The sequence below is a fragment of the Sulfitobacter aestuarii genome (assembly GCF_042685005.1).
Lineage (GTDB): Bacteria > Pseudomonadota > Alphaproteobacteria > Rhodobacterales > Rhodobacteraceae > Sulfitobacter > Sulfitobacter aestuarii.
Window position 1 is genome coordinate 71,831 of sequence record NZ_JBHUMP010000002.1, and the last position, 12,690, is coordinate 84,520.

The following is a 12,690-nucleotide window of genomic DNA, read 5'->3' on the forward strand; positions in this document are numbered from 1 at the left end:
CTCACGAAGGGAAGAATAAATGGCTGGCAACACGGGCGGTCCCTGGGGAGGGGGCGGAAACAAGGGTGGCGGCGGCGGTCGTGATCACGGCGATGGCGGGCGCGATCAGGGCAGCGGCGGGCGCAGGCCCGGCGACAAGCCGCAGATCCCCGAGATCGACGAATTGATGAAGAAGGGCCAGGAGCAGCTGCGCGTCCTGATGGGCGGCGGCGGCAACCGCGAGCGTGGCAATGGTTCAGGTCCGCGCGGCCCGCGCAACGGTCCGGCATTGACCCGCGGCACGCTCGGGCTCGGCTTCCTCGCGGCGCTGGTGCTCTGGCTCTTTGCGAGCTTTTACACCGTGCGGCCCGAACAACAGTCGATCGAGCTATTCCTCGGTGAGTTTTCCGGCATCGGCACCGAAGGTCTGAACTTCGCGCCCTGGCCGCTGGTCACCGCGGAAGTCTTCGACGTGACCACCAACCGTGTCGAGGAACTCGGCGTGCGCCGCTCCGGTTCGGGCAACGAGGGTCTGATGCTGACCACCGACGAGAATATCGTCGATATCGACTACCAGGTCGTGTGGAACATCAAGGACGCCCGGAATTTCAAATTCTCGCTGCGCGATCCCGATGCCTCGGTGCGTGCGATTTCCGAATCCGCGATGCGCGAGGTGATCGCGCAATCCGAGCTCGCTCCGATCCTCAACCGCGACCGGGCCAATGTCGAGGCCACGGTCAAGGAGCTGATCCAGGGCACGCTCGATCGTCGCAACACCGGGATCAACATCTTGCGGGTCAACCTCAACAAGGTCGATCCCCCCAGCCAGACCGTGCAGGTGACCAATGATGCCGGTCAGACCAAGACCGTGTCGGTGGTCGATGCCTTCCGCGATGTGCAGGCAGCGGAACAGGAACGTGACCGGGTCGAGCGCCAGGCCGATGCCTATGCCAACCGGCGCACCGCCGAAGCACGTGGTGAATCGGCGCAATTGCTGGAAGCAGCGGAGGGCTATCGTGCGCGTGTCGTCAACGACGCGGTCGGTGAGGCGAGCCGCTTCGAAGCGGTCCTGAAAGAATATCTGGAGGCGCCGGACGTGACCCGCAAGCGTCTTTATATCGAGACGATGGAGAATGTATTGGGCGACGTGGACAAGATCATCCTGGGTAACGAGGTCGGTAACGGCGGTCAGGGGATCGTCCCCTATCTGCCGCTCAACGAGCTGCGGTCGAAGGGAGGGTCGAACTGATGCGCGCCACTGGTTTCCTGATCCCCATCGTGGTGGTGGCCATCGTGGCGCTGCTCTCCGCGATCTTCGTGGTGGACGAGCGCGAGAAGGCGCTGGTGCTGCGCTTCGGCCAGATCAAACAGGTCCGCACCGAGCCCGGTATCGGCTTCAAGGTGCCGCTGCTGGATGAGGTCGTGCGTTTCGAGGACCGGATCCTGACGCTCGAAACCCCGGTGATCGAGGTGACCCCGGCGGATGACCGGCGTCTGGAGATCGACGCCTTCGTGCTCTACCGGATCGACGATGTCGTGCAATATCGCCAGGCTATCGGCGCCGGTGGCGAACGTTCCGCCAGCGATCAGCTCAACGGTATTCTCGAAGGTCAGATCCGCGCGGTTCTGGGTTCGCAGGGCGTGACCTCCAACACGATCCTGTCCCCGGAGCGCTCCGCGTTGATGGACCAGATCCGCGACCGCGCCGATGCCCGAGCCAAGGCGCTGGGGTTGAAGATCGTGGATGTGCGGCTGCGTCAGACCAACCTGCCGGAGCAGAACTTCGACGCGACGCTGCAGCGGATGATCGCCGAGCGTGAACGCGAGGCCACCGACGAGCGCGCCCGGGGCCGCGAGGCCGCGCAGCGGGTCACCGCTCTGGCCGACCGGACCTATGAGGAGATCCTGTCGGAAGCCACGCGGGATGCGCGGATCATCGAAGGTGAGGCCGATGCCGAGCGTAACCGCATCTTCGCCGAAGCCTATCGCAAGGATGCGGAATTCTTCGAATTCTATCGCTCGCTCACGGCCTATGAAAATGCGCTGCAGGGCAATAATTCGTCGATGGTGCTGACCCCGGACAGCGAGTTCTTCAACTATCTGCGCTCGTCCGGCGGAGCGGGGACTGGTGCCGCATTGGCCGAAGAGACGACGCCCACCGAAAACGCACCACGTCCGGAGCCGGATGCGGCGACCCCGCAGCAAGACGAGGACCTGCCGGAAGAGCAGAGTTCGGCCGTCGAAACCGATGGGGCGGGCACGGCACGCGCTGTCGCGGCCGATGCCGCCAACGGTGATGCGGCGCAAGAGGCGCCCGCGCTTCGGTGAGCCTGATCCTGCTCAGCTTCGGGCTGGTACTGATAGTGGAGGGGCTGGTCTATGCGCTGGCCCCTTCGCTTTTGGAGCGCATGCTGGAAATGCTGCGCAGCCTCCCCCGGGACGCGGTCCGCCAGATCGGCGCGCTGGCAATGGTCTTCGGTCTTGTGCTGGTCTGGACCGCTTTCCAGATCGGGTTGTAAGGGCCGGTCGTTTCGCCCCGCTCATCCCCTGCGCCGACATCCTTCGCTTTCACGATGCCGTGCCGCCCGTTGACATGGCCCGGCGTGATCCCATCTTTGATGTTGCGACAGGGGCATCCAGGAGGCACTCTGCGCTTAGATGAATTGCCGCAGGAGACGACATATGCAGCCCAAGGCGCGAGCCCAGTCCAGACCATTCCACGAAGCTCCGGCCTTCAGGGCATTGCTGCTGAGCCTGCTGACCCTGGCGTTCATCGCGCTGCAGGCGCTCAGCCTGATGGCCAAACCGGAGAGCCTGGCCCCGCTCGCCGAGAAGATCAGCCCCTCGGTGGTCAACATCACCACCTCGACCATGGTCGAAGGACGCACCGGACCGCGCGGCATCGTGCCCGAAGGCTCGCCCTTCGAGGATTTCTTCCGCGAGTTCCAGGATCGCAACAACAACGGCACCGGACCCCGGCCGCGCCGTTCCTCGGCGCTCGGCTCGGGTTTCGTGATCTCCGAAGACGGCTATGTGGTGACCAACAACCACGTGATCGAAGGCGCGGACGAGATCCTGATCGAGTTCTTCTCCGGCCAGGAGCTCAAGGCAACGCTGATCGGTACCGACCCCAAGACGGATATCGCGCTGCTCAAGGTCGAGGCGACCTCGCCGCTGGCCTTCGTCAGTTTCGGCGACAGCAACGGCGCAAGGGTGGGTGACTGGGTGATCGCCATGGGCAATCCGCTCGGGCAGGGCTTCTCGGTTTCCGCCGGGATCGTCTCGGCACGCAACCGCGCGCTGAGCGGCACCTATGACGACTACATCCAGACCGACGCGGCGATCAACCGCGGCAATTCCGGCGGCCCGCTGTTCAATATGGACGGAGAGGTGATCGGCGTGAATACCGCGATCCTGTCGCCCAACGGCGGCTCGATCGGCATCGGCTTCTCGATGGCCTCGAACGTGGTCAAACGGGTGGTGGATCAACTCAAGGAATTCGGAGAGACCCGGCGCGGCTGGCTCGGCGTGCGCATCCAGGACGTGACCAAGGATGTTGCCGACGCCATGGGGCTCGACAAGGCCAGCGGCGCGTTGATCACCGACGTGCCCGAAGGCCCCGCACGCGAGGCGGGGCTGAAGACCGGCGACGTGATCCTGGCGTTCGACGGCGTCGAGGTCGCCGATACCCGCGCGCTGGTGCGCCAGGTCGGCAACAGCCCGGTCGGCGCCACGGTGCGCGTGAGGGTGCTGCGCGACGGCAAAAGCCAGACGATCAAGGTCGTGCTGGGCCGCCGCGAGGAAGCCGATGGCGAGGCGCTGCCCGCGGTGCAGAAGGACCGCCCCGAAGAGGGCGACGCGCCGCAGAGCAGGCAGTTGATGGGGCTCACCCTGACGCCGCTTACCGACGAGATGCGCGAGGAACTCGGTGTCGATGGCGCCACCGCGGGCCTCGTGGTGACCGACGTGGACGAGAGCAAGGAAGCCTTCGAAAAGGGCCTGCGCGCCGGAGATGTGATCACCGAGGCCGGGCAGCAGAAAGTGGCGAGCCTCGCGGCGCTGGAAGAACGGATCGAGGCCGCCCGCGATGCGGGGCGCAAATCCCTTCTGCTGCTGGTCCGCCGTGCCGGTGATCCGCGTTTCGTGGCGCTCAGCCTCGAGGAATAGCCCGGACCGCCAAGGCAGGACGCGACAAAGACACCCTCCGGGGTGCCTTTGATGTTTCAGCCCTATGCGCGCGGCACCGCGATCAACCCGAGCCGCCGCGCCGCGGCCAGTGACAGGACCGCGCTGTCGAGCCCGCTCTGAAGCTGGAATGCCCGCACCGCCCGTCTTGTGGCGCCATCCAGCCGACCGCTGATCGCGCCCCGATGAAAGCCGCGCACCTGCAACGCGCGCTGCAGGCTGGCAACGAATTCCGCCGTCAGCACCTCATCGCAGGGCGTCTCGAACCAATCCTCGCGGCGCGGGCTGACGATTTTCTGACGGGTCTCGGTACGATAGACTGGCAGCGCCGCCATGCTGTCTCCCGCATCCTGCGCGGCGTCCGTGAGCCGCACCTGCTCCGTCACCGTCTCGATCACCGCCGGCTGCACGCTGCGTCCCCAGCAGCTGCCCGGCGCCGCCCCGGCGGGCCCGGCGTCCGTCGCGGCGCGTAAGGCCGGTTCAGGCTCCGGCCTGGACGCCCGCGGCGTGGTGTCACATGCCGACAGCATCAACACCGCAACGAGCGGCAGCCAGGGGTGATAACGTGCGAGATGTGCCTGCAGCATGGCCCAATATCCCTTGGGTCTGTCCTTGATCGCCAGCCTAGAGGTTTTCCGCGCCGCTGCCCAGCATCCCCACGCCGCCGCGGCATGTTTGTCACTTGCCGCGCAGCGCTGCGAAAGGGGCTGGCGATGGGGCAAGCCGACGGTTAGAAAAAACCGGATGATTAGCGAGAAGGGGCATGAAATGGCCAAAATCACCTATGTGGAACACGGCGGCACAGAACATGTGGTCGAGGTCGCCACTGGTCTCACCGTCATGGAAGGCGCACGCGACAACAACATTCCCGGCATCGAGGCCGATTGCGGCGGTGCCTGTGCCTGTTCCACCTGCCATGTCTATGTCGATCCCGACTGGATGGAAAAGCTCCCGGCGAAGGATGACATGGAGGAGGACATGCTCGATTTCGCCTATGAACCCGACCCGGCCCGTTCGCGCCTGACCTGTCAGATCAAGGTCACCGATGCGCTTGATGGGCTGCGCGTGCAGATGCCCGAAAAGCAGATCTGATCCTAACGAAGATCCGCGCCTTCTTCTGGCGTCAAATACCTCGGGGGGCCGGGGGCCGGCCCCCGGACGCCTCAATCCTGCGCCAGCGCCCGCCAGCCGATGTCACGGCGGCAGAACCCGCCCGGCCAGTCGATCGCATCGACCATGGCATAGGCCCGTGCCTGGGCCTCGGCGAGGCTGGCGCCGCGGGTCGTCACGTTCAGCACCCGCCCGCCGTTGGCAATGATCTGACCGTCCGCCTGCGCGGTGCCGGCATGGAACACCATGTTGGCGCTGTCCTCGGGCAGGGCGGCCAGCCCGCGAATCGCGTCGCCCCTGCCATAGCTGCCGGGATAGCCCTGCGCGGCCATCACCACCGTCACCGCGTGATCCTCCGCCCAATGTACCTGCGCCGTATCGAGCCGCCCCTCGGCCGCCGCCTGGATCAGGTCGAGCGCCTGCGCCCCGAGCCGCATCATCAGCACCTGGCATTCCGGATCGCCGAAACGGGCGTTGTATTCCACCAGCCGCGGCGCCCCGTTCCTGATCATCAGCCCGGCATAGAGCACGCCCTGGTAAGGCGTGCCGCGCCGCGCCATTTCGGCCATGCAGGGCTCGATGATCTCCCTGAGCGCGCGGGCGGCGATCTCCTCGCTCAAGACCGGTGCCGGGGAATAGGCGCCCATGCCCCCGGTATTCGGGCCGGTATCGCCGTCGCCGACGCGTTTGTGGTCCTGTGCCGTGCCGATCGGCAGCACATTGGTGCCGTCGCAGAGCACGAAGAAGGACGCTTCCTCGCCCTCCATGAATTCCTCGATCACCACCTCGGCCCCGGCCGCGCCGAAACTGCCGTCGAACATATCCTCGACCGCCGCCAGCGCCTCGGCGTCGCTCATCGCGATGATCACGCCCTTGCCCGCCGCGAGCCCGTCGGCCTTGATCACGATCGGTGCGGGATGCGTGGCGAGATAGGCTTTCGCTGATGCCAGATCGGTGAAATGCCCGTAACCGGCGGTCGGCGCCCCCGCGGCGGCGCAGATCTCCTTGGTGAAGGCCTTGGAGGCCTCGAGCATCGCGGCCGCCTTGGACGGGCCGAATACCGACAGCCCAGCGTCGCGCAGATCGTCCGCCACCCCGGCGGCGAGCGGCGCCTCGGGGCCGATGATCACCAGGTCCATGGAATTGTTCTCGGCAAAATCCACCACCGCTGCGCCGTCGTTGATGTCGAGATCGGCACAGCTGGCGATGGCGGCGATCCCGGCATTGCCGGGCGCCACGATCAGCTTGTCGCATTTGGGGTTCTGCATCACCGCCCAGGCGAGGGAATGTTCGCGGCCGCCGCTGCCAAGAATGAGGATGTTCATCGGGCTCTCCGTATCATTTGCGGCGCTTCTACGCGCAGGGGCGCGGCGGAACAAGTTGGCACGGCGCCACGATTCGCGGGTAAGTTTGGTCTCTTGATCAATTCAGGGTTGAAAATCCCGATGTCTGCGGCAAGGAATACCCCGGCATTCAGTAACCAGGAAAGACAGTACCTTGAAAAGACGTCACTTCATCACCGGCCTCGGCGCCGCCGCCCTGACCATCGCCAGCGCCCCCGCATTGCAGGCGCAGATGCGCATCGACATCCTGCGCCAGCGATTCGAAATGCTCCCGGCGAGCGACCGGCGCAAGGTGCAGACCGAGCTCTCCTATGCGGGGCTCTACAATGCCGCGATCGACGGCAGCTATGGTCCCGGTACCGAACGCGCATTGGTCGCGGGCGCGCGCTATCTCGAGGATAATTCCCGCGGCCGCGTCCGTGTCGATCTCGCCGCCGCCGCCGGGGTGAATGCCTATGTCACCGGGCTGGTGAACGGCAGCTATGCGGCCTGGCTCTACGGCGAGGGCGGAGAATGCGACGGCTGTTGAACCCCGTCGCGATCTGACGCTATCTAGGACCATGGCTGATTTGTTCGATGAACCTAGCGCCGGGCTCAACAGCCCGGAATTCACCGTCACCGAGCTTTCGGGGGCGATCAAGCGGGTCATCGAGGGAGAATTCGGCCATGTCCGGATTCGCGGCGAGGTCGGACGGGTAAGCCGTCCGCGCTCGGGGCATGTCTATCTCGATCTCAAGGATGATCGCTCGGTCATTTCCGGGGTGATCTGGAAAGGCGTGTCGGCGCGGCTCGAAACCCAGCCCGAGGAGGGGATGGAGGTGATCGCCACCGGGCGGATCACCACCTTCGGCGGCCAGTCGAAATATCAGATCGTCATCGAGGACATCAAACCGGCGGGCATGGGCGCGCTGATGGCGCTTCTGGAAAAGCGCAAGGCCGCGTTGGCGGCCGAGGGGTTGTTCGCGCCCGAGCGCAAGCGCCCGCTGCCCTATCTGCCGGAAATCATCGGCGTGGTCACCTCGCCTTCGGGCGCGGTGATCCGCGACATCCTGCACCGGCTGCGCGACCGGTTTCCGCGCAAGGTGCTGGTCTGGCCCGTAGCGGTTCAGGGCGCGAAATGCGCACCGGAAGTGGCGCGTGCCATCGAGGGGTTCAACCGGCTGACACCGGGCGGCGCGTTGCCGCGGCCCGACCTGCTGATTGTCGCGCGCGGCGGCGGCTCGGTGGAGGATCTCTGGGGCTTCAACGAGGAGATCGTCGCCCGCGCCGCCGCCGCCTCGCAAATCCCGCTGATCTCTGCCGTCGGCCATGAGACCGATACCACGCTGATCGATTTCGTCTCCGACCGGCGCGCCCCGACCCCGACCGCGGCGGCGGAGCTGGCGGTGCCGGTGCGCCATGAGCTGATGGTCTGGCTGGACGGGCTGGAGGCCCGGATGCGCCAGGCGCTGAGCCAGGGGCTGACCCGGCGCGGCCAGCGGCTGCGTGACGTTTCCCGTGCCCTGCCACGGCCCGAGAGCCTGCTCGATACCCCGCGCCAGCGGCTCGACGTGGTGGCCACGCGGCTCGGACCGGCGCTGACCGCCGGGGTACAGCGCCGCAAGGTGCATCTTTCGGAGATTTCCGGCGCGTTGCGGCCGATGACATTGCAGCGTCTGATCGCCAATGACCGACGTCGGCTGACGGCGCTGAGCCAGCGGCTCGACCCGGCGCTGGCCCGCGCCATTGCCACGCAGCGCGAGCGCTACGAGACCCGTGCCGCCCGGTTGCGCCCGGAACCGCTCTCCCGTGACCGGCAGCGCAAGGCCGAGGCGCTGGCGCAGCTTAGCGCACGGCTGAACCCGGCGCTGCAACGACTCGTCTCGGCGCGGCGTGAGAAGCTGAACGACCGGCTGCGCAATTTCCGTCCCGAGACGCTCTTACAGGATCGGCAGCGCAAGGAGTCACAGTATCGCCAGCTTTCCGCGCGACTCGGCGAGGCGGGGCAGCGGCAGATGCGGGATTGGCGACAAAGGCTCGAAGCGCTCGACCGGCTGCGCGAGACGCTGAGCTACAAGGCCACGCTGGCCCGTGGCTATGCGGTGGTGCGCGGCCAGACCGGCGTGGTGACCCGGGCCGAAGAGGCGCGCAGGGCCGACGCACTTGAGATCGAATTTGCCGATGGCATCCTGCCGGTCAACGTGTCGGTGGCAAAACCGGCCTGAGCCCGGCAGGCGCGCTCAGACGCCGATCTTCGGCCCGAGGCAGAGCATCTCGCGGCCGAGCTCGTCAGCCTCGTAGAGCTCGGTGGCGGCCGGATCATTCTCGAACCGCGCGATCAGCCCGCCCGGCTCGGCGCGAAAGCTCCAGCATTGCGGGTCCGGATTGTCCTCATAGACGAAGCAGATGAGGCCCGCGTCTTCGTACCATTCGCCCTGTTTGCATTCGCCGTCGAGAAAGGACCATTCGACCCGGCGATCCTCGTGATAGACCTCGGCGCCGTAGATCTCGCCATTGCGTCCGTAAAACAGCGTCTTGCCGACGGTATAGGCGTCGAATTCCGCCGCCGTCATCGGCTCACCGGCGTTGACCGGAAAGGGCAGGGCGATCAGCAGGGCCAATAGGCAGGCAAGATGTCTCATGTCCGCAGCTTGGCAGAAACCCCGGCGCGGGGCCAGCGAAGGATTGACTCATGTCCCATCCTGCCAGCGCGCGACGCGGCGATCCATCACCCGGCGCCAGAGCGGCGGCGCAAGGGCCAGCACCGCCATAACCGGCAGCGAGCGCGGCAGTTGCGGCATCGTCTCGCGGCACAGCTCGAGTTCGGGGAAGCTGCGGGCGGGGCGCAGATGATGGTCCGAATGGCGCGGCGCATTCAGCATCATCGCGGCACTGTACCAGCTCGGGGCGTTCCAGCTATGCGCAGGGCCGACCGGCTCCAGCCGCCCGTCCGCACGCTGCGCACGTCGCAGCCCGTAATGCTGCACATAATCGGACAGCAGGAGCTGCATCTGCGCATAAAGCGCCAGCCCGAGATGCGCGAGCAGCCCGGCGGGACCGCCCGACAACAGGGAGACCGACAATGCTGCCGCCGCACCGAGCAGATAGACAAGGTAGGGATGGCGAAGGCTCCCCGGCCTATGGGCTCTGCGCTGGTGGCGGGCTTGTTCGGCGCGCCAGCCGGCCATGAACTCGCCCGGCATCGCACGCAGCGCGAAACGCCAGAACCCTTCGCCGCGCCGTGCCGAATTGGGGTCGCCGTCGCTGGCGGCATGGACGTGATGCACCAGCAGATGCGCCGAGACATGATGTCCGTGCAGCAGCGAGACATAGACTGCCGCACCGAGACGCCTTGGCAGGCGGGCCCCCGCATGGATCAGCTCATGCGCGTTGGAATTGGAAATCTGCCCGAAGAACAGGCCGAGCCCGATGAATACCGCGATCTTCTCCGCCTCGGAAAGATGCCCGCCCCCGCCAAGCGCCCGGATGCCCGCGAACATCAGCAGGAAATGCGCCAGCACCAGCACGAGGCTCAGCGCCCGTCCCGAGCCGCGCGGCGTGTCACGTGGCCCCGGCATCCGGTCGAGCAGCCAGGCCAGCAAGGTGATCGAACCGAGCCCGGCCCAGACCCAGCCGCCGCCCCAGATACAGGCCGCCCCGAGCAGCAGCGCCGGGGTAAGGCTGGCAACATAGAACCAGAACATCACGGATTTCCTCTTCAGATCGCCTTTCTAGCGGCGCAAGCTGGGACGGACCAGCGTTTCGCAGCGAAAGCGCCCGGCGGCCTCATTTCTTCACCACGAGGCAAAGGCAGCCGCTGCGTTGCAGCTTCGCGCAGAGCTGCTGCGCGCCCTTGCGGCTGTTGCGGCCGAAATGGGCGAAGTGGAAGCGCTTGCCCGCCGAAACCCGCGTGCGCCGCGCCACCACATCGAGCCGCTCGCCCGCCGCGGCGGAACGGCAGGACCGCAAAGCCTGTTTGACCCGCGCCCGTGCCTGTCCTTCGGAAACGCCATAGCCGACCTGCACGCCCCAGGGTTTCAGCACCGGCGTGACCTTGAGGGAGGTAAGACGGCGGTTTCTGGCCATGTCTAGGCAGGCGGCCTGGAAATCGCCCGATTTCGAAAGGCGGAAATCGGGTGTCACGGGCGGCGCGTCGCGCCAGGCTTCGGCGCTGAGCCCAGTGATGATCGGCACATATTGCACCGTCTCCGGCGCCAGGCCCCGACCCTTCAGAAACCCCTCGGCGCGTCTCTCGCCGCCGTTGTAGCCGATCGCCGCCAACCCCTCGTTGCCATAGCGCGACACCATCTCCGCGAGATATTGCGCCGAATGTTCGAGCGCATCGGCCGGATTATAGGGGTCGACAAGCCCGCGCAGCGCCGCGGTCGAAGGGATGAACTGCGCGATGCCGCGGGCGTTGGCATGGGACAGCGCATTGGGGTCGAAGCGGCTTTCCTGCCAGATCAACCGGGCGAAAAAGTCCTGATCGAGCCCGTGCCGCTTGGCGAAGATCTCGATGGCATTGCAGGTGTCATAGGCGAAATGCGCCGGGCGGATGCAATGGGACTGGCCCCATTTCGACGAGGAGCAATGTTTCTGCGGCGGTTCGGCCAGCGCCGCGCCGCTCAGGAAGTACAATCCCAGGATCATCAACAACCGCATATGTGGAGTTTTGTGTGCCAAAGCCGTCCTGTCAATTGCCCAACCCGACCCTTCCATCTGTGTGATCTTGCCTATAGATCAAGGGAAACCTGACGCGGAGGCCCCCTTGGCATTCTTCAAGAAGCTCAAAGACAAGATGTTCAAATCCTCGTCAAAGATCGACGAGGGGCTCGAAGCGATCGTCAGCGACGGCGGTGCCGAAGAGGAGCTATCGCCGCAGGCGCCGGTCGATGACGTGATGGAAGCGCCGGGCACGGCGTCCGAGGTGATGCCGGAAGCGGTGGCGGATGATTCAGCGCCGATCCCGGCGGCGGAAGAAGAGCCGGAAATCATCGAGGAACGCGCCGTTCCCGTGGGTGACGCACCGGAGCCGCCGGGCACAACGGCGCCGGAGCCGACAACGGAGCCCACCTCCGAGGAGACCTCGGAGCCCGAGCCGGATGCAGGCACACCAGTACCCCCGGCATCCGAGCCGCTGCGCAGCACGCTGACCCCGGTCGCCCCGGCGCTCGAGGATTCCGCGCCCGCCCCGGCCAAACCGGGCCTGCTCGGTCGCCTGATGGGGCGCTCCGCGCCTGCGACGGCGATGCGCCGGGCGCTGGATGACGAAATGCTCGAACAGCTCGAGGAATTGCTGATCAGCGCCGATATGGGGGTCGATACGGCGCTCAGGGTCACCGCAAACATGGCCGAGGGGCGCTATGGCAGGAAACTTTCGGTGGAGGAGATCAAGCGCCTGATGATGCGCGAGATCGCGCGGATCATGGAGCCGGTGGCACGGCCATTGCCGCTCTATCCGAAAACCCCGCAGGTGGTGCTGGTGGTCGGGGTAAACGGCTCGGGCAAGACGACGACCATCGGCAAGCTCGCCAGCCAGTTCCGCGCGGCGGGCAAGAAGGTGGTGATCGCTGCGGGCGACACCTTCCGCGCCGCCGCCGTCGAGCAATTGCAGGTCTGGGGCGAACGCGCCGGGGTGCCCGTGCTGACCGCTCCGCAGGGCAGCGATCCGGCGAGCCTGGCCTTTGACGCGATGGCAAAGGCGCAGGCTGACGGTGCAGACCTGCTGCTCATCGACACGGCGGGCCGTCTGCAGAATCGCGGCGATCTGATGGAGGAGCTCGCCAAGATCGTCCGGGTGATCCGCAAGAAGGACGAGACCGCGCCGCATAACACGCTGCTGGTGCTCGATGCGACGACGGGGCAGAATGCCCTCAATCAGGTCAAGGTGTTCCAGGATATTTCCGATGTCTCGGGCCTGGTGATGACCAAGCTCGACGGCACGGCAAAGGGCGGCGTGCTGGTGGCGCTGGCCGACAAGTTCGGTTTGCCGATTCACGCCATCGGCATCGGCGAGCAGATCGACGATCTGCAGGCTTTCGATCCGGATGAATTCGCCGCCGCGCTGATCGGGCTGGACCTGTCTTGACGCCGC

At 66.2% G+C, this 12,690-nt stretch carries 13 protein-coding genes; 8 read left to right on the forward strand and 5 right to left on the reverse strand.

Annotated elements, in window-relative coordinates; all coding sequences use genetic code 11:
• The first annotated feature begins 19 nt into the window (after window positions 1-19).
• From hflK to ACFSUD_RS02705, 4 genes are all read left to right on the forward strand, one after another.
• Window positions 20-1,228, forward strand: coding sequence for an FtsH protease activity modulator HflK (hflK, locus tag ACFSUD_RS02690; protein ID WP_386371228.1), 1,209 nt, complete (start codon window positions 20-22; stop codon window positions 1,226-1,228).
• A complete protein-coding gene (gene hflC, locus ACFSUD_RS02695) occupies window positions 1,228-2,307 on the forward strand; it encodes a protease modulator HflC (protein ID WP_386371230.1) in 1,080 nt (359 codons plus the stop codon). The genes hflK and hflC overlap by 1 nt, the downstream gene beginning before the upstream one ends.
• Window positions 2,304-2,498: a DUF2065 domain-containing protein gene (locus ACFSUD_RS02700; protein WP_386371232.1), complete on the forward strand. Its 195-nt coding sequence runs from the start codon at window positions 2,304-2,306 to the stop codon at window positions 2,496-2,498. The genes hflC and ACFSUD_RS02700 overlap by 4 nt, the downstream gene beginning before the upstream one ends.
• A gap of 163 nt (window positions 2,499-2,661) precedes the next feature.
• Complete coding sequence (locus ACFSUD_RS02705) at window positions 2,662-4,146, forward strand: DegQ family serine endoprotease (protein WP_386371234.1); 1,485 nt, start codon at window positions 2,662-2,664, stop codon at window positions 4,144-4,146.
• A 62-nt stretch (window positions 4,147-4,208) separates the two neighbouring features.
• On the opposite strand, the gene ACFSUD_RS02710 is transcribed toward ACFSUD_RS02705, so the two are convergent.
• Complete coding sequence (locus ACFSUD_RS02710; protein WP_386371236.1) at window positions 4,209-4,751, reverse strand: peptidoglycan-binding domain-containing protein; 543 nt, start codon at window positions 4,749-4,751, stop codon at window positions 4,209-4,211.
• 181 nt (window positions 4,752-4,932) lie between these two features.
• On the opposite strand from ACFSUD_RS02710, the gene ACFSUD_RS02715 reads away from it, so the two are divergent.
• Window positions 4,933-5,256: a 2Fe-2S iron-sulfur cluster-binding protein gene (locus ACFSUD_RS02715; protein ID WP_386371238.1), complete on the forward strand. Its 324-nt coding sequence runs from the start codon at window positions 4,933-4,935 to the stop codon at window positions 5,254-5,256.
• 71 nt (window positions 5,257-5,327) lie between these two features.
• On the opposite strand, the gene purD is transcribed toward ACFSUD_RS02715, so the two are convergent.
• Window positions 5,328-6,599, reverse strand: coding sequence for a phosphoribosylamine--glycine ligase (purD, locus tag ACFSUD_RS02720; protein WP_386371240.1), 1,272 nt, complete (start codon window positions 6,597-6,599; stop codon window positions 5,328-5,330).
• A gap of 172 nt (window positions 6,600-6,771) precedes the next feature.
• Here purD and ACFSUD_RS02725 point away from each other — a divergent pair, with 172 nt between their 5' ends.
• Both ACFSUD_RS02725 and xseA read left to right on the forward strand, forming a co-directional pair.
• Window positions 6,772-7,146, forward strand: a complete 375-nt coding sequence (locus tag ACFSUD_RS02725) for a peptidoglycan-binding domain-containing protein (protein ID WP_386371242.1) — start codon at window positions 6,772-6,774, stop codon at window positions 7,144-7,146.
• 31 nt (window positions 7,147-7,177) lie between these two features.
• Window positions 7,178-8,821, forward strand: a complete 1,644-nt coding sequence (gene xseA, locus ACFSUD_RS02730; protein WP_386371244.1) for an exodeoxyribonuclease VII large subunit — start codon at window positions 7,178-7,180, stop codon at window positions 8,819-8,821.
• Between the two features lie 15 nt (window positions 8,822-8,836).
• On the opposite strand, the gene ACFSUD_RS02735 is transcribed toward xseA, so the two are convergent.
• From ACFSUD_RS02735 to ACFSUD_RS02745, 3 genes are all read right to left on the reverse strand, one after another.
• Window positions 8,837-9,238 (reverse strand): hypothetical protein, encoded by a 402-nt coding sequence (locus ACFSUD_RS02735; protein WP_386371246.1) that lies wholly within the window; start codon window positions 9,236-9,238, stop codon window positions 8,837-8,839.
• Window positions 9,239-9,286: 48 nt separating this feature from the next.
• Window positions 9,287-10,300: an alkane 1-monooxygenase gene (locus ACFSUD_RS02740; protein WP_386371247.1), complete on the reverse strand. Its 1,014-nt coding sequence runs from the start codon at window positions 10,298-10,300 to the stop codon at window positions 9,287-9,289.
• A gap of 82 nt (window positions 10,301-10,382) precedes the next feature.
• Window positions 10,383-11,246 carry a lytic transglycosylase domain-containing protein gene (locus ACFSUD_RS02745; protein WP_386371249.1) on the reverse strand — a complete coding sequence of 288 codons (864 nt, stop codon included), beginning with the start codon at window positions 11,244-11,246 and terminating at the stop codon, window positions 10,383-10,385.
• Between the two features lie 118 nt (window positions 11,247-11,364).
• Between ACFSUD_RS02745 and ftsY the strand changes: the two genes are divergently transcribed.
• Window positions 11,365-12,684 (forward strand): signal recognition particle-docking protein FtsY, encoded by a 1,320-nt coding sequence (ftsY, locus tag ACFSUD_RS02750; protein WP_386371251.1) that lies wholly within the window; start codon window positions 11,365-11,367, stop codon window positions 12,682-12,684.
• Window positions 12,685-12,690: the final 6 nt, after the last annotated feature.

Bases quoted from the DNA above. Each gene is read 5' to 3' on its own strand.
- hflK (WP_386371228.1), top strand. From the start codon at position 20: ATGGCTGGCAACACGGGCGGTCCCTGGGGAGGGGGCGGAAACAAGGGT.
- hflC (WP_386371230.1), top strand. From the start codon at position 1,228: ATGCGCGCCACTGGTTTCCTGATCCCCATCGTGGTGGTGGCCATCGTG.
- ACFSUD_RS02705 (WP_386371234.1), top strand. From the start codon at position 2,662: ATGCAGCCCAAGGCGCGAGCCCAGTCCAGACCATTCCACGAAGCTCCG.
- ACFSUD_RS02710 (WP_386371236.1), bottom strand. From the start codon at position 4,751: ATGCTGCAGGCACATCTCGCACGTTATCACCCCTGGCTGCCGCTCGTT.
- ACFSUD_RS02715 (WP_386371238.1), top strand. From the start codon at position 4,933: ATGGCCAAAATCACCTATGTGGAACACGGCGGCACAGAACATGTGGTC.
- purD (WP_386371240.1), bottom strand. From the start codon at position 6,599: ATGAACATCCTCATTCTTGGCAGCGGCGGCCGCGAACATTCCCTCGCC.
- xseA (WP_386371244.1), top strand. From the start codon at position 7,178: ATGGCTGATTTGTTCGATGAACCTAGCGCCGGGCTCAACAGCCCGGAA.
- ACFSUD_RS02735 (WP_386371246.1), bottom strand. From the start codon at position 9,238: ATGAGACATCTTGCCTGCCTATTGGCCCTGCTGATCGCCCTGCCCTTT.
- ACFSUD_RS02740 (WP_386371247.1), bottom strand. From the start codon at position 10,300: ATGTTCTGGTTCTATGTTGCCAGCCTTACCCCGGCGCTGCTGCTCGGG.
- ACFSUD_RS02745 (WP_386371249.1), bottom strand. From the start codon at position 11,246: ATGATCCTGGGATTGTACTTCCTGAGCGGCGCGGCGCTGGCCGAACCG.